Raw genomic sequence first — 15,025 nt, forward strand, 5'->3', positions numbered from 1 at the left:
ATTACGTATTAAGCGGGCATAGCGATCACACCCTGTCGTAGAGGTTACTCAGTGTGAATTTTTTGCCGTTTTATTTCAATTAGGTAACTCAACCAGCTGAACATTAAAATACCAATGGCGTCGGCAAGTAGATCAAACAAATCGAAGGTACGCTGAGGAAAGTAAGCTTGACTGCACTCCTCTATGAGGACGATAACAGCAACTGCAATGGCACCTAAATAGGGACTAAAACCACCTAGACGAACACGCTTAAAATTTGTGCCAAGGGTAACCAGCAATGTAAGCGTGCCAAACAGCAGCAAGTGCCCCCACTTATCGCCATATGGAACGTGTCGGATTAATTCAAAAAAGAGGTTGGATTGACCGGTGTCAGCGCTAAAAATGATCCAGCCAAGAAAGAGACTAAAAAGCACACTTAAGCCAGCAAATAATCTCACCAAAGCCCACCCCCTGCTTGCAGGACGCTATCAATGACTCTAACAGTGATCAAAATGGCTATATTCCATACACATAAAGCTGACCTGTTGCAGCGTCATCAGAGGTACGTTAACCGTCTGCGACTCTTGAAGCTGATGCATGGCAGGTTCGGTCATAAGCGATATCGCTGCACTGTAATCATTACTCCAACCACAATCGAGCCAAACGTGATGCCATTGCACCGCATAGAACTGGCGTGTTCCTTTTTGTCCCTCTCGGGTAAGCTCAACGCATTCACAAACTTCCCCTTGTTCAGCCAACAAGGCTTTGATCAGCTTCATATTGTCAAACGAGCTCAGGCGAATCTCAGCATAAGGAGATAATAATTCACCGATTGAAAGCGTCATGGCGTCACTCCTCATCCCTATTGCGTCGCCGATACGAGCAAGTAGTAATCTCGATCGTCGAAGCTAAAAAAGTCGACCACTTGCATAGCGGCTTTGTTGGTGTGCGCGTGAAAAGAGCGTTCATTATCTTCAGCAATAAACGTCAACATCATCGGATACTTTTCACCCAGCAATGATTTAAGCATAGAGACTAAACCTTCAAATACCCCTTGGCCGCGAGACTCTGGACTTATCCAAATAGGGCCATACTGGCAACAATTCTGTCTATTTAAGGTTCTTCCATTAAACTCTAGATCTCTCATTCGCCCTAGCAAGCGTCGATAAATCGGCCAAGACTCAAAAAAAGACCATTTCCCCGCCACTACATAGCCAATAATAGCGCCATCTTGCTCCGCTAAGACAATCCAATGCGCCTTGATGAGGGTTTGAATATCCCCTAAGGAAAATGACTGCCCCGTCATGACTCCGCCACGTTGGCTTGGCTCAAGCTCCGCCTCTAGTTGCGACTGTTCAAGTTGCGCTATCACTTGCGCATCTGCCAATGTCGCTTGCCTTATTTGCATCAAACCTCGCAATATTTAACCTTAGTGGGCCTATTTTGCCTAAAACAGAGAAAACCAGTGAAAAAGCAGCCTTGATATTTGCTAAAAAGCCTATCGACTACCACAATTAACATACTTTCAACATTGACGGTAAATACCTCTCATGCTGCCAGAAAACATTCATACTGGGATTAGTATACTGGAAAACGACAATGCACAGATAAACTTAGTGCGCTGGATGCATCAATGTGAATTAATGAAGAGATATTATCAAGCAGAGGTCGCGTTTGTGGTTCAACAAACCGATTTAGGGTTTGAAGTCATTGTGAGCTCAATCAACGATACGCGAAAATACCTGTCAGGCACGCTCTACTCAGAAAAAATAGAACTATTTACCCGCCTATCAAATAGCCAACCCGATGGCATAAATATCGATTTAACAGCGCAGTCTAATTGGCAACTTCCTGACGACTTAACTGACACCAGCAATATTTTATCGCGCCCAATATTATGGCCTGACGGGACTATTTTTGGTTGTTTATGCGTACTCAACCCAGAGAGTGACGACACGGCTAATGTTAACTCATTCATGCTGGAACCTTTCCAGATATTACTGCAACAAGATTTAGCACTACTGTGTCAAAGTCAGCGTATCGAATCTCTCTCTATGCGCGATCGCGAAACAGGCATGCTCAACCATTATGGCTTTATCATGATGGCACCGCGTCAACTCAACTTAGGGCGTCGATTTGGTGCGCATGCAGGCATTCTGTTTTTTGAACTCTACCCAGATCCTGTACTTTTACCTGTTATAGAAGATAAACATATACGCCTGCTCGGCACTATTATCCAGGACACAATAAGGACCGCAGATATTGCCGCCCACTACAATAAGACCCAATTTGTCGTGCTAGTCTTTGTCGACTCTGAACGCGATCTCGCCCATATTGGTGTTCGAGTGGAAAAACTACTGAAGCAACAAAATGATCGCCTTAGCCTAGATTCTGGCCACGCGTTTTTCAGCCCAGAATCTTCGGCAAAGCTCGCCCCCATGCTAGAAAAGGCAAAAGGACAGTTAAAATCACAACAAAGCCCAGTAGATGACAGCATTAAAACCAATGCACAAACACCAGCTGCAATAGTAAGAAACTAGCCCTATTGTATTGAAATACGACAGCATTTTAATCCACCTCTCAATCGCAGCTGAGTGGGTTAAAATTGTTGGCAGATGTAAAAAATGATCGCTCTCGCAAAACAGTCATTTTACATTCTCACAACACCTGGTTTTTAGGTATGATGTGCTAACGCAGATAGGCTACTTTGTCGCCAGCCCAGCGATTAACCGCGGTGATATCTGTCTGCTCAACCGAATAAAAATAAGAGAGCAATCAAAATGCTACTACAATGCCCAGAACAAACTCTTTGGTTAAGGGATAGAGACCACCCTGCTATTACTATGCCTCGCTGGCAACAACAAGTTGATCTACTACAAGAATTTTACCAAGCCGATGCCTGCGTTGTTTTGCAATCCATTGATAGTGAGTTTCAAGTCGTCTGCAGCCGCCAATCTACCGCGCTAGATCTGTATGCTGGCACTCAGTTTAGCGACAACGTCCTAGCCACTGCACTTAGCTCGCATCGTGGCTATGGCTTAATTGAGTTACCTAGCCCCTTAAATTCCTACAATAACCTCAGCCAGTTCGAGCGATTAGATGCCGTACCTATCTACTGGGCTGACGGACAGCTGTTTGGTTGCCTCGTCATCTGTAATAGCAAACAAACAAAACATTTTGAGCGACTACTGCCATTACTGGAAAACAGTAAAGCCTTGATCCAGGCCGAGCTTAAGCATCTGTTTCTTATGCAACAAGTACAGATGATGTCGGTACAAGATGAATTGACCTGTATGTTGAACCCCTACGGATTTAATTTAATGGCCCCAAGACAACTTAGCCTAAGCCGGCGATTTGGCTCTCACGCGGGGATTATTTTACTCGAGGACATTACCGAATATAGAGATAAAACCCAACAGACCCAGGGGATGAGGCAAATAGCAAGAGTGATTCACCACCACATGCGTGATGCTGATGTCTCAGCCAGAATTGAAAATGGCCTGTTTGCCATTCTGGCGTTTGTAGACAATCAAGCCAACCTTGACGCACTGGTCTGTCGCCTAAGAAAGCAGATAGCTAAAGAAGAGATTCATGCCCATATCGCCATTGGGTCAAGCTATTTTAAACCCAATACCCATTTAGCCATCGAGCCTATGCTTGAAGCCGCGCGACAGAACCTCATCAGCTACAAGGTCAACCACCGCAAGAGTATCAGTTAGCTATTGAGAAGAATTTGAATTTTCTTGCGCCCTAGCCCATTGGATAAATAACACCATGGGAAAGGGTGACATTAGCACTAAGCCCAACCCTATTAAACACGAGATCAGCAATATGCCGCTGACCTCTTGAGTCAAAGTGGTAAAGCTATACAGCATTATCCCAGTGGCTAACATTAATACCCCTAACCAATGAGCAACTTTTAATCCTTTCATCATTTCTAACGTTCTCCGCCAACACGCAGCACTGCTATAATGGGCATAAAAATAGATTTTGTAGTGATACAAGCTATAAATGAACAAAATATCATGTAAAAAGTACTAATAAGACTTTTTAATTCACCATAATGTCGTCAAAATATGGCCTATAAATGTTTACGGATATAACCATGTCTACCAAGTCTCTCATTATCGTCGCTGCACTGCTCGGGTTAACCGCTTGCCAATCAACTCCCTCTACCGAAATTACTGGTATCGAGGTACAAGGTAGCTGGCATATCGAATCTGCTCAAGGGCAGCCAGTGATCGATTACAGCCCCGCCCAACTTATTTTTTCAGCCGATGGTGAACTCAGCGGTAACAATAGCTGTAATGAATTTTTCGGCCAATATCAGCTAGAGGGCAGCCGTCTCACACTCTCTCCAGCCGGACACACAATGAAAGCCTGTGTGGATGCATTAATGCATCAAGAACAACGAGTAATGCAAGCGATGGAGCAGATCACGCTAGCACAAGAATCAAAAGGTAAGTTAATCCTAAAAGATGATAACGGCAAGATACAGCTAGTTCTGAGTAAGAAATAACCAAAAAAACCGCCAAATGGCGGTTTTTTTTAACGGAAATATAATCTACTTTTCTACTTGTTGTGACAAGCTAACCTGGTCAGCCATAAGCTGGCTTTGCTGTGCATCCGCATTGTAGTGCTCGATATCTAGCTCATCTTCTGATTTTGCAATCACAGTGGTCGCGACCAGATCGCCCGATACATTGACCACGGTGCGCGCCATATCCAATATGCGGTCAATACCAGCAATAAGTGCAACTCCTTCAAGCGGCAGGCCAACCGTTGTCAGCACTAAAGTAAGCATCACCAGCCCCGCACCAGGAACACCTGCAGTACCAATTGATGCCAACGTTGCCGTAAGGATAATTGTGATGTAATCCACCCAAGTGAGATCGATACCAAAAGCCTGCGCAACAAACAGTGCGGTGACGCCTTGATAAAGGGCTGTACCATCCATATTAATGGTTGTTCCAAGTGGCAATACGAAGCTGGAGATCTTCTTATTGACCCCAAGAGACTCATTAGCGCACTTCATACTTACAGGTAAGGTTCCAGCAGAGCTTGAGGTTGTATAAGCCACCGCTAACGCACTGCGAATTCCTTTGAAAAACTGAATAGGATTAAGTTTAGCGACCACGCTTAGCACTAAACTGTAGAATCCAATAATATGTAATGCGCACCCCAAATAGACGGCAATAATCACCTTGATTAGCGGCATTAGCATATCGACACCATATTCACCGGCCACCCATGCCATCAAACCGAACACCCCATAAGGTGCAAATTTCATCACCATGTCGGTAAGTTTATACATCGCCTCAGCAAGGCTTTCAAATACCTTAATGGCAGGTCGACCATGCTCACCAATAAGCACCAAAGCGATACCCAACGCCACCGCAAACACGATAACTTGCAGAATTTGACCACTAGCAAGCGCTGCAATCGGGTTAGTCGGTACAATATTGATCAAGGTCTCCATCACAGATGGCACCTCTTTCGCTACTGCAGCACCCTCTGAGTGCATGCCAAGTCCTGCACCTGGTTTCATAATGCTACCAACCGCTAAGCCAACTGAGATAGCGATGGAAGTGGTGCCTAAGTAGAAGGCAAAAGACTTAAAGCCGATGCGCCCCATTTTGGCAGTGTCTTGCATTGAGGTTACGCCAACAATCAAAGAACAAAAAACCAAGGGAACAATTAACATCTTAATGGTGTTAACAAACAAGGTCCCTATGGGTTTAAGCAACACAGCTTGTTCGCCTAACCCTAGCCCCGCCAATATTCCTAAAAGCATACCGATTAAGATTTGTAGCCATAACGGCACGGACATCCAAGCAGACCACACTCGGCCCAGCGAAGATGGAGATGTTTGCGACATGTTATTAACCTTGAACAGAGAGAAAGCAGGCGCTCGAATATGCAATAGCGTCGATAAGAACAACGTTTATCCGAGCGGAATTAAGGAGCAGAATGTTATCATTTAGACAAGCACAATGGCGTGATCAACATCATGATGAGTCACAACTCATGCATCAAAATTCACCGAGTGTCTTTCATCATCTATCTGTAGCTTGTGAAGGGCGGCTGGCGGTTGCTCACGTTCAATAAGGTGGCTCCAGTATGCATCATCAAAACCATGAAAGAAGGCTTTTTCTTTACCTTGAGACTTTAAGATTAACCGCCACCAGACAATGCCCCAAACTCCAAAACTTAATAGTGTCAGGACAAAATGCCAACGGTGGTGTATCTCACAGTTGTCAGCTGCAACCGCTTGGATAGCGCGAAACCTAGCCTGAGTTTGAGCAGGCTCTATGGACGAGTTTACTGTGTGATTATTCCCTTCATTATCATCTTTAGACTTCATCATCTCACCTTTGAATGTCATCTAATCTCATTAATAAAAAGTCTAGCAGAGTTAGACTTTAGTCGAATGCCAAATTGCAAAATTTCTCTCAATAAGCCACCACCCCGTGATAAAGTGGCCAACCCAAAACAGGAGGCGAAAATGCAAATAAGAAAAGGCCAACAAACAGATCTGAGCGCGTTAGTGCAGTTTAATCAGGCGATGGCACAAGAAACCGAAGGCTTAAGCCTTGATGAGCAAACCTTGACGCATGGGGTTAGTACCTTATTAAAGCAACCTGAAAAAGGGTTTTACCTTGTTGCAGAACATGAAGGCGAGATCTTAGGCTCGCTAATGGTCACCTATGAATGGAGTGACTGGCGTGCCAAAGATTACTACTGGATCCAGAGTGTTTACATTCGTCCACAAAGCCGTCGCCAAGGAATTTATGGCAAGCTCTATCAAGCAGTAAAGGATATTGCAGCACAAAATGGCGGGGCCGCCAGTTTTAGACTCTACGTGGAACAGGAGAACGTCAAGGCCCAACAAACTTACCAAACCCTTGGCATGGATAAAAGCTACTACTTAATGTATGAAGAGAAATAACCTGCCATTTTATCGCCCCTAAATCAGCGACGATAACACGACAAACAACCAAGGCTAACCCACATTGGTTGTTTGTCGGCGATACATCACTCAGGCCTGTTGCCCCAGTGATGCACAAATTAGCTTAGGCGCAAATACTGGTAACCTTAATCGCTAACCCACCTTGGCTTGTCTCACGGTATTTAACGTGCATATCTTTGCCCGTCTCATACATAGTCGCAATCACTTTGTCCAAGCTCACTCTCGGCTCGCTGTTACGGCGCATTGCCATTCGCGTCGAGTTAATCGCTTTTACCGCAGCAATAGCATTACGTTCAATACAGGGCACTTGCACTTGGCCCGCGACAGGATCACAGGTTAAGCCAAGGTTATGTTCCATGCCAATTTCAGCCGCCACGCACACTTGTGACGGGCTAGCTCCCATTAGTTCGGCCAAGCCCGCTGCAGCCATAGAACAAGCAACCCCCACCTCTCCCTGACAGCCAACTTCGGCCCCAGAGATTGATGCATTGCGCTTATACAAACCACCAATAGCGGCCGCAGCAAGATAAAATCGAGTGTACTCTTTTGGACCAACAGGCTGAATAAACTTATCGTAGTAGGCTAGTACGGCAGGGATAATCCCAGCCGCGCCATTAGTTGGCGAAGTAACCACTCTCCCCCCCGCAGCATTCTCTTCGCTCACAGCAAGGGCAAACATGTTGATCCAGTCAACAATAACCATAGGATCGGAAGAGAGGCGTTCATTGGTGACCAACTGACGAAACAATGCCGGGGCTCGACGCGGCACACGTAAAGGGCCTGCGAGCACCCCTTCGGTCTGACAACCTCGTTCAATCCCCTCTTTCATGGTTTCCCACACAGCAGCAAACCCTTCAATTATGGTTTGCTCTGTATTGAACACCTTCTCGTTGGCCATCATGATGGCACTGATACTCATCCCCGTCTCATCACATAGCTTCAGTAGGTCATCGGCGAAAGCGAAAGGATATGGCACCACCACTTCATTGGCCGCGACCAAGCCAAACTGCTGCTCATCAACAATAAAGCCACCGCCCGTTGAGTAGTAAGTCTTGCTATAAGCACTGCTAGTGCCCTTCCATGCCGTTAACGTCATGCCATTTTCGTGCAATGGTAATGCATGACGATGGAAGGTCACCGCTTCAATAGGGAAGTCAACTCTATGTCCTTCTTGACCTAAAGGCAGTGCCGAAGTCAGCTCAACCTGACGAATGAACTCAGGAGTGAGATCGATATCCACCATCTCAGGGCTGTTGCCCGCCAAGCCCATAATGATCGCTGTGTCGGTATGATGCCCCTTGCCTGTGAGTGACAATGAACCATAGATATCAACCGTAACTGACGTGATATCGGTAAGTTCTCCACGTTGACGCAAATCATCAACAAAACCTTTTGCGGCCTTCATCGGCCCGACAGTGTGTGAGCTGGAGGGACCAACACCTATCTTAAAAATATCAAATGCGCTAACCATAATTCACCCCAAATAAAGCAGGAAGGGCCGCTTACTTAACCAATAAATAAGCTACCCAGAACAAACATCAAACGAGAGATTAAGACAACATGCCAAACACAATTGCAGTCATCGCCAATAAACCCGCAATGATGACGAAAATGTTACTAATGCGGCCACGATATGCCTTCAATGCAGGCACCTTGTAGACTGCGTACATCGGCATTAGATAGAGAATCGCCGCGATGATTGGGCCACCTAATGCTTCAATCATTCCGAGAATACTTGGGTTGATAATCGCCACGCCCCAGATAGTGAGGAACATGAAACCAAGAATAAACTTGTCTATTTTACTGTCAGCGACCTCTCTGTTAGCGCTACGTAATTGCTTAGTAATGATTCCTCTCATCCCTTCAGTCGCACCCATGTAGTGACCAAAGAAAGAAGAAACAATCGCAATCACCGCAATAATAGGGCCAAAGTAACTAACAAACCCACTGGCATGAACATTTGCCAAGTAAGAAAGAATAGGTAAGTTCTGCGCTTTAGCTTCAGCTAGCTGAGTCGGGCTTAACGACAGCACACATGAGAAAACAAACAACATCACGAAGCCAACTAACATCATGGTGGTATTACGTAAAATCACATCCGCTTTCTTAGCGGCATTTTGTCCGTGTTGCTTTTTAAGCGACACCGAGAACTGAGAGATGGCAGGTGAGTGGTTAAAGGCGAATACCAGCACCGGAATGGTCAACCAAACTGTACCTAAGAAGTCTGCAGTTGCAGGCACTTGCATTAACGCATCTGTTTTCCAGCTTGGGATTAAATAAAAAGACATAAATGCCAAAATAGCAACCAATGGATACACTAGCAGTTGAGTCACTTTCAACATGAATTTCTCACCAGCGACCATCACTGACATCATGCCTAAAATCAACACACCAGAAAGCAGAAATCGTGGAGGTGACGCCATACCTAGCTGATTAACAATAAAACTATCAACGGTATTGGTAATACCCACGCCATAAATCAACACAATGGGGTAGATAGCAAAGAAGTAAAGTAGCGTGATGGCTTTACCCGCTCCCACCCCAAAATACTCTTCTACAACGTGTGTGATGTCACTGCCTTCTCGCTGAGACGAACAAACGAAGCGAGATAAACCGCGGTGGGCTAAATAGGTCATAGGTCCAATAATCAAAGCCATCATCACTAACGGCCAAAACCCGCCCATACCTGCGTTAATGGGCAGGAATAAGATCCCTGCTCCAACGGCAGTACCAAATAAGCTTAACATCCAAGTGGTATCGGTACGTGTCCAACCCTGTTTGGCTGGAACCATTACTTCAGAAACTGTAGCTTCACTTTGCATAACTAGACCCTTTCGATGCGCTCGCATCTCAATGTTTATACGACTTCTAACGGCAAAAACACCAATAGAAGGCCGACTAAATTTGCGCTCAGAATATAGAAGATGTGATCCGAAAAATTGATCTAGAACGGGGTTTTGTAATGAAATTTCAGAATGAGCTAATGTTGTGAGCTAGCTCCGATTAAAGCTGTTGTAAATTTCCATAATACCAATAGAACAGTAACTTAGTTGAACCTAATATTAACAGTTGCTTCACCTACAGCCCAAGCCAGTCAAGGGATTGTGTTTTTTTTACCACCGAAGTAATGTGAGGCAACCCGCAGATAAACGCCATAACGAGAGATCTCCCAACAAGTTGCCGCCATACTAAGATCTTAGTCACACTAACTTAGCTATCGCCGTACTGATAGCCCACTATCTATAATGGCCCACACCATGCATCCCAAGTACAATGATGGCAGAATAGTCACCATAATATTATGAAGGTCCCTTACATGTCTGCTCTATATCATGCCACGACGCTACGTATCACCGTCGGCTCCCATAACCCCGTCAAGATCGATGCAGCTAAACAAGCGATCAGTCTACTGCTCCCTAATGCTGAGATCATATGTCAAGGCATGCATGCCCCCTCCGGGGTTGCCGAACAACCGATGACTGACGCGGAAACCAAAGCGGGGGCCATCAACCGTGCTCGCTACTGTGAGCAGCATGCCAATGTCGATGCATCATTCGCCGCTGATCTATATATTGCTATGGAAGGTGGTGTAGATAACTTTGAACATGGCCCAGCAACTTACGCCTACATGGCGATCATTTATCAAGGTAAAGTGTCTATCGGACGCAGTGCCCAACTGCCTCTCCCTCAAGCGGTCTACCAAGCGCTAGAACAAGGAGAAGAACTTGGTCATGTGATGGACAGGCTGTTTAATACGGTCAATATTAAACAAAAAGGTGGTGCCATTGGCTTACTCACCGATGGCAAAGCAACCCGAGGTAGTATCTACACTCAAGCCTTAATATTGGCGATGGCCCCTTTTCTCAACCCGCAAGTATTTAACACCACTGGGGGTTAATGCAGCTATAGCGGTCGCTAATTGAACATTACCCTCTTGCCTAACATGAGTGACTTAATGTATGTTGCCAATATGTTAAAACACTCATTTATATTAATCATATCAACGCTAGCTCAAAACTACATTAGCAAAAACTTGCATTTCTAAAATAAGCCCTCTAAATTAGATGTATATCGCAACCATTTTCCTATTGGACATTCGATGAATCAGACCTGCCCAACCATAGAGACGGAATCTTTTCAAATTGCAAGCGATGAGCTGCCAGAAACTTGCTCATCTTTGCGCAGTTTATCAAGACAACTCGTCAGGCAACTTGGCATGCTAAATTCAGCCTGTGGCGAGCTCCCCCTTTCCCCAGTGCAAGCACACGCGATTATTGAACTAAATTCACAAGAGCTATCCATAAAACAGTTAGCCTTAGCGCTAAACATAGATAAGTCGAATGCTAGTAGAGCATTAAGTCAGTTGTGCGATAAAGGACTGGCTAAAAGCCGCAATAACCCCAAGGATAGCCGCAGCTCCTTGTGTCAGCTAACACCACAAGGTAAACGCCTACTCAGTAAGCTTAATCGCCAGCAAAATGCGATGTTTGAACAGATCTTAGCCCAGCTCTCACCTGCGCAAATTGCGCAGCTAGAAACCTCGATGACGCAATACACTCGCGCGATAGACACCGCCAATGCACAACAGGGCTTCATCATCAGAAGTATCACTGAGCAAGATAACCCGCATATTGCGCGGGTGATTCGTAACGTATCGGCAGAATATGGCCTAACCCCAGACAAAGGTTATGGGGTTGCTGACCCGACCTTGGACGAGCTTCATACTGTCTATCATGCTGATGATGCACACTACTGGGTCATTGAATACAAGGGCTGTATCTTAGGTGGGGCTGGGATCGCACCGCTTGCCGGACATGATGGCATATGTGAACTTCAAAAGATGTATTTCGACCCTAAGCTACGTGGCAAGGGTTTTGCTAACCGACTTGCCCTTCAAGCGCTTGAGTTTGCACGAACACAAGGCTACGAAAGCTGCTATCTAGAAACCACGGCCGTATTGAAAGAAGCTATTATCCTCTATGAAAAAATAGGGTTTAAACATTTGGCTGCGCCGCTGGGTAACACTGGGCACGATGCTTGTGAAATCCCAATGATGCTCACGCTGTAAATTTTTTTAACCATTTAAATCATTACCTTAAATAAAAAATACTCATTGAAATAATTTATCTAGTGTTTCAGAAAAAAGCTTGCTAGCCTCAAGGTAACTCAGTGCATTCTGGAGATTTGAATGGATTATAGAAGACTGCCACATTCCAGCCTAGACGTTAGTGAATTGTGCCTAGGCACCATGACGTGGGGCGAGCAAAATACTCAAAACGAAGCCTTTGAACAACTCGATTATGCTATCGGCGAAGGCATTAATTTTATCGACACTGCCGAAATGTACCCGGTTCCACCTAAAGCAGAAACCCAAGGGGAAACCGAACGTATTCTAGGTAACTACCTCAAATCCCGCGGTAATAGAGACAACCTCGTCATCGCCACCAAAGTGTCTGCACCGGGGGGGAAAAGTGACTATATACGCCCAAATATGGCGCTCGACTGGCGTAACATCCATCAAGCCGTCGACGACTCTCTCTCGCGTTTACAGGTCGACACCATAGATCTATACCAACTGCATTGGCCTGATCGAAACACTAACTTCTTTGGCGAACTGTTTTACCAGCAGCAAGATTCAGAGAAGCTCACCCCAATTCTCGATACCTTAGAAGCGTTAGCTGACCTCATCAGTGCCGGTAAAATTCGCTATATTGGTGTGTCTAATGAAACCTCTTGGGGCTTGATGAAATACCTACAACTTGCTGAAAAGCATGGCTTACCGCGTATCATCAGTGTGCAAAACCCCTACAACTTGCTCAACCGTAGTTTCGAGGTTGGCATGGCTGAAATAGCGCATCGAGAAGAATTACCACTGCTGGCCTACTCGCCATTGGCATTTGGTGCGTTAAGCGGCAAGTACCTCAATGATCAGTGGCCAGAAGGGGCAAGGTTAACCCTGTTTAAACGCTTTGCGCGCTACACAGGATCGCAGATGGCTTTGGAAGCTACACAAGCCTACGTAGAACTGGCCCGTGAGTTTAATATCAGCCCAGCACAGATGGCCCTTGCATTTGTAAACAGCCGGCAATTTGTTGCATCAAATATCATCGGCGCGACCAGCCTGACGCAACTAAAAGAGAATATAGATAGCGTGAATGTCAGTCTCAGCGAGCCACTCATGAGTCGGCTTAATGACCTTGCTGAACGATATCGCCTACCTTGCCCCTAATCGACCTGACGACAAGTAAAAAGCAGCTTGCAATAGGCGCCAAGATCTCCCAAGATCTTAGCGCCTTTTCTATATCACTGTTGGACCGATGAATGGACGTTAACCACCTGCGCGCGCAGTTTCCTGCCCTTGCACAAACATTAGGGGATTATCCGCTATGTTATCTTGATACGGCGGCCACCAGCCAGAAGCCGAAACAAGTGCTAGACGCCATCAATCACTACTACCAGCAAGATAACGCAAATGTCCATCGCGCCGCGCACCAGTTATCCAGTCGCGCAACCGTTAACTACGAAGCGGTACGCGATGATGTGCGAGACTTTATCAACGCAGGTCAACGTGAAGAGATCATTTTTACCCACGGCACCACCGAAGGGATCAACATGGTAGCCCACGGCCTGACTGCGCAAATAGATCCGGGTGCCACCATTCTCGTCGATACCGCAGCCCACCATGCCAACCTCGTTCCATGGCAAATGTTAGCCCTGCGCACGGGCGCGACCGTGGTCCCAATTCCACTAGACAGTCACTGCCGTATCGATCAGCAAGCCTATGCACAGCTATTGCAACAGCATCCAGCTATCGTTGCATTGAGCCATGTATCAAACGCACTGGGTACCGTCAATCCAGTCACCCAGATGGCGGCACAAGCCAAAGCTGTCGGCGCGATAACGGTTATTGATGGCGCACAGGCCATCGCCCATTTGACAGTAGATGTACAAGCAATTGATTGTGACTTCTACCTCTTCTCTGGCCATAAGATGTATGGCCCAACTGGCGTGGGAATTCTCTACGGTAAATATGCCCAACTCGACCGCCTAACACCACTGCTGACCGGTGGGGAGATGATTAAAAGTGTGACTTTCGAGGCCACTGAATTCAATATTTTGCCAAATCGCTTGGAAGCTGGCACACCACCCATAAGTGGAGTAATAGGGTTAGGTGCTGCAATAAAATTTATCAATCAACTAGATAAAGCCGCCACGGTTAAACGAGAAAATGAGCTGCTGACCTACCTACAACAGCGACTCTTGGCATTGGGAGATATCACTCTTTACGGCGCACATGACGACAATATCGGCGCTGTTGCTTTTAATCTTGCTGATGAGCATCATCAAGATGTGGGTATTTTACTCGACCAACAGGGGATCGCCGTGCGTTGTGGCCATCACTGCGCCATGCCTCTGATGCAGTCGCTCAATATTAAAGGCTGCTGCCGCGCATCAATTGGCGTATATACCAACGTTGAAGATATCGATCGTTTCATCGATGGTTTAATTTCGGTCAAAGAATTACTGCTTTAGGCACATAGCCTCACAGGATAACCATGAACTCAACAAGTCAATTTCTCAGTCGTGACCTCTTTACGGCGCAAACCTTCGACAGCGAGGTCATACTCGCTCGCTTTAAACAAGCGGCCAATTGGCAAGAGCGTTACCGGGAAATCATGCTGCTCGGTAAAACCTTGCCTAAACTCGATGACATGCTACGTGTTGAGCAGGCGCAAGTGCAAGGCTGTGAGAGTAACGCTTGGCTCTACCATGCCCAAATTGATGATCTGCATTACTATATCGCCGACAGTGATGCGCGTATCGTAAAAGGCCTTATTGCATTACTCTTGGCTGCTACCCATGGCCATAGCAGTGAATCCATTGCGGCACTAGATATCAATGCTTATTTCGATGAGCTCGGGCTTACAGGACAACTCAGCCCATCGCGCACTAACGGCTTATTTGCACTAGCTACCGCAATCAAAGCCGCCGCAAAATCCCCGTAAAAAAGCGCAGTCTACTGTTAAGTCTTTCCCACTGATTTTTTGTGAAACTAGTGCTTTCACAAAAAATTCA

At 46.0% G+C, this 15,025-nt stretch carries 17 protein-coding genes; 9 read left to right on the top strand and 8 right to left on the bottom strand.

What is annotated here, in order from left to right:
* Positions 1 to 44: 44 nt before the first annotated feature.
* From BEL05_RS15090 to BEL05_RS15100, 3 genes are read right to left on the bottom strand one after another with little or no spacing between them, the layout of a single operon-like run.
* Positions 45 to 437: a VanZ family protein gene (locus BEL05_RS15090; RefSeq protein WP_245687004.1), complete on the bottom strand. Its 393-nt coding sequence runs from the start codon at positions 435 to 437 to the stop codon at positions 45 to 47.
* 39 nt (positions 438 to 476) lie between these two features.
* A complete protein-coding gene (locus tag BEL05_RS15095) occupies positions 477 to 824 on the bottom strand; it encodes a hypothetical protein (RefSeq protein WP_028763159.1) in 348 nt (115 codons plus the stop codon).
* 17 nt (positions 825 to 841) lie between these two features.
* Positions 842 to 1,387, bottom strand: coding sequence for a GNAT family N-acetyltransferase (locus BEL05_RS15100; protein WP_069671662.1), 546 nt, complete (start codon positions 1,385 to 1,387; stop codon positions 842 to 844).
* A gap of 142 nt (positions 1,388 to 1,529) precedes the next feature.
* Here BEL05_RS15100 and BEL05_RS15105 point away from each other — a divergent pair, with 142 nt between their 5' ends.
* Positions 1,530 to 2,519: a nucleotidyl cyclase domain-containing protein gene (locus tag BEL05_RS15105; RefSeq protein WP_069671663.1), complete on the top strand. Its 990-nt coding sequence runs from the start codon at positions 1,530 to 1,532 to the stop codon at positions 2,517 to 2,519.
* A gap of 240 nt (positions 2,520 to 2,759) precedes the next feature.
* Positions 2,760 to 3,698 (top strand): GGDEF domain-containing protein, encoded by a 939-nt coding sequence (locus BEL05_RS15110; protein ID WP_069671664.1) that lies wholly within the window; start codon positions 2,760 to 2,762, stop codon positions 3,696 to 3,698.
* Here the strand turns inward: BEL05_RS15110 and BEL05_RS21215 are convergent, their stop codons facing one another.
* Positions 3,699 to 3,914, bottom strand: a complete 216-nt coding sequence (locus BEL05_RS21215; protein ID WP_028763155.1) for a hypothetical protein — start codon at positions 3,912 to 3,914, stop codon at positions 3,699 to 3,701. It abuts the gene before it with no gap.
* A gap of 170 nt (positions 3,915 to 4,084) precedes the next feature.
* Between BEL05_RS21215 and BEL05_RS15120 the strand changes: the two genes are divergently transcribed.
* Positions 4,085 to 4,498, top strand: coding sequence for an META domain-containing protein (locus tag BEL05_RS15120; protein ID WP_028763154.1), 414 nt, complete (start codon positions 4,085 to 4,087; stop codon positions 4,496 to 4,498).
* Positions 4,499 to 4,543: 45 nt separating this feature from the next.
* Here BEL05_RS15120 and BEL05_RS15125 read toward each other — a convergent pair whose 3' ends face one another.
* Both BEL05_RS15125 and BEL05_RS15130 read right to left on the bottom strand, forming a co-directional pair.
* Complete coding sequence (locus BEL05_RS15125; protein ID WP_028763153.1) at positions 4,544 to 5,857, bottom strand: dicarboxylate/amino acid:cation symporter; 1,314 nt, start codon at positions 5,855 to 5,857, stop codon at positions 4,544 to 4,546.
* 147 nt (positions 5,858 to 6,004) lie between these two features.
* Complete coding sequence (locus tag BEL05_RS15130) at positions 6,005 to 6,364, bottom strand: hypothetical protein (RefSeq protein ID WP_245687005.1); 360 nt, start codon at positions 6,362 to 6,364, stop codon at positions 6,005 to 6,007.
* A gap of 120 nt (positions 6,365 to 6,484) precedes the next feature.
* Between BEL05_RS15130 and BEL05_RS15135 the strand changes: the two genes are divergently transcribed.
* The gene (locus BEL05_RS15135) at positions 6,485 to 6,928 is read left to right on the top strand and encodes a GNAT family N-acetyltransferase (protein WP_069671665.1); all 444 of its coding nucleotides are present in this window, start codon (positions 6,485 to 6,487) and stop codon (positions 6,926 to 6,928) included.
* Between the two features lie 124 nt (positions 6,929 to 7,052).
* Here BEL05_RS15135 and BEL05_RS15140 read toward each other — a convergent pair whose 3' ends face one another.
* The gene (locus BEL05_RS15140; protein WP_028763150.1) at positions 7,053 to 8,420 is read right to left on the bottom strand and encodes an L-serine ammonia-lyase; all 1,368 of its coding nucleotides are present in this window, start codon (positions 8,418 to 8,420) and stop codon (positions 7,053 to 7,055) included.
* Positions 8,421 to 8,499: 79 nt separating this feature from the next.
* Positions 8,500 to 9,771 carry an aromatic amino acid transport family protein gene (locus tag BEL05_RS15145; RefSeq protein ID WP_028763149.1) on the bottom strand — a complete coding sequence of 424 codons (1,272 nt, stop codon included), beginning with the start codon at positions 9,769 to 9,771 and terminating at the stop codon, positions 8,500 to 8,502.
* 494 nt (positions 9,772 to 10,265) lie between these two features.
* On the opposite strand from BEL05_RS15145, the gene yjjX reads away from it, so the two are divergent.
* The 5 genes from yjjX to BEL05_RS15170 all read left to right on the top strand — a co-directional run bounded on the left by yjjX (position 10,266) and on the right by BEL05_RS15170 (position 14,955).
* Positions 10,266 to 10,847 (top strand): inosine/xanthosine triphosphatase, encoded by a 582-nt coding sequence (gene yjjX / locus BEL05_RS15150; RefSeq protein WP_028763148.1) that lies wholly within the window; start codon positions 10,266 to 10,268, stop codon positions 10,845 to 10,847.
* Between the two features lie 201 nt (positions 10,848 to 11,048).
* On the top strand, positions 11,049 to 12,017 hold the full coding sequence (locus BEL05_RS15155; protein ID WP_083250368.1) for a bifunctional helix-turn-helix transcriptional regulator/GNAT family N-acetyltransferase: 969 nt from the start codon (positions 11,049 to 11,051) through the stop codon (positions 12,015 to 12,017).
* A 120-nt stretch (positions 12,018 to 12,137) separates the two neighbouring features.
* Positions 12,138 to 13,178 (top strand): NADP(H)-dependent aldo-keto reductase, encoded by a 1,041-nt coding sequence (locus tag BEL05_RS15160; protein WP_069671666.1) that lies wholly within the window; start codon positions 12,138 to 12,140, stop codon positions 13,176 to 13,178.
* A gap of 92 nt (positions 13,179 to 13,270) precedes the next feature.
* Entirely contained in the window at positions 13,271 to 14,482 is a 1,212-nt protein-coding gene (locus tag BEL05_RS15165) for an aminotransferase class V-fold PLP-dependent enzyme (RefSeq protein ID WP_069671667.1), read from the top strand.
* A gap of 23 nt (positions 14,483 to 14,505) precedes the next feature.
* Positions 14,506 to 14,955: a SufE family protein gene (locus BEL05_RS15170; protein WP_069671668.1), complete on the top strand. Its 450-nt coding sequence runs from the start codon at positions 14,506 to 14,508 to the stop codon at positions 14,953 to 14,955.
* The last annotated feature ends 70 nt before the right edge of the window (positions 14,956 to 15,025 follow it).

Origin of the sequence: Shewanella colwelliana (assembly GCF_001735525.1) — a bacterium.
Taxonomy (GTDB): Bacteria; Pseudomonadota; Gammaproteobacteria; order Enterobacterales; family Shewanellaceae; genus Shewanella; species Shewanella colwelliana.

Bases quoted from the DNA above. Each gene is read 5' to 3' on its own strand.
- BEL05_RS21215 (WP_028763155.1), bottom strand. From the start codon at position 3,914: ATGATGAAAGGATTAAAAGTTGCTCATTGGTTAGGGGTATTAATGTTA.
- BEL05_RS15170 (WP_069671668.1), top strand. From the start codon at position 14,506: ATGAACTCAACAAGTCAATTTCTCAGTCGTGACCTCTTTACGGCGCAA.
- BEL05_RS15125 (WP_028763153.1), bottom strand. From the start codon at position 5,857: ATGTCGCAAACATCTCCATCTTCGCTGGGCCGAGTGTGGTCTGCTTGG.
- BEL05_RS15110 (WP_069671664.1), top strand. From the start codon at position 2,760: ATGCTACTACAATGCCCAGAACAAACTCTTTGGTTAAGGGATAGAGAC.
- yjjX (WP_028763148.1), top strand. From the start codon at position 10,266: ATGTCTGCTCTATATCATGCCACGACGCTACGTATCACCGTCGGCTCC.
- BEL05_RS15100 (WP_069671662.1), bottom strand. From the start codon at position 1,387: ATGCAAATAAGGCAAGCGACATTGGCAGATGCGCAAGTGATAGCGCAA.
- BEL05_RS15155 (WP_083250368.1), top strand. From the start codon at position 11,049: ATGAATCAGACCTGCCCAACCATAGAGACGGAATCTTTTCAAATTGCA.
- BEL05_RS15145 (WP_028763149.1), bottom strand. From the start codon at position 9,771: ATGCAAAGTGAAGCTACAGTTTCTGAAGTAATGGTTCCAGCCAAACAG.
- BEL05_RS15135 (WP_069671665.1), top strand. From the start codon at position 6,485: ATGCAAATAAGAAAAGGCCAACAAACAGATCTGAGCGCGTTAGTGCAG.
- BEL05_RS15105 (WP_069671663.1), top strand. From the start codon at position 1,530: ATGCTGCCAGAAAACATTCATACTGGGATTAGTATACTGGAAAACGAC.
- BEL05_RS15140 (WP_028763150.1), bottom strand. From the start codon at position 8,420: ATGGTTAGCGCATTTGATATTTTTAAGATAGGTGTTGGTCCCTCCAGC.
- BEL05_RS15165 (WP_069671667.1), top strand. From the start codon at position 13,271: ATGGACGTTAACCACCTGCGCGCGCAGTTTCCTGCCCTTGCACAAACA.
- BEL05_RS15120 (WP_028763154.1), top strand. From the start codon at position 4,085: ATGTCTACCAAGTCTCTCATTATCGTCGCTGCACTGCTCGGGTTAACC.
- BEL05_RS15095 (WP_028763159.1), bottom strand. From the start codon at position 824: ATGACGCTTTCAATCGGTGAATTATTATCTCCTTATGCTGAGATTCGC.
- BEL05_RS15160 (WP_069671666.1), top strand. From the start codon at position 12,138: ATGGATTATAGAAGACTGCCACATTCCAGCCTAGACGTTAGTGAATTG.
- BEL05_RS15130 (WP_245687005.1), bottom strand. From the start codon at position 6,364: ATGACATTCAAAGGTGAGATGATGAAGTCTAAAGATGATAATGAAGGG.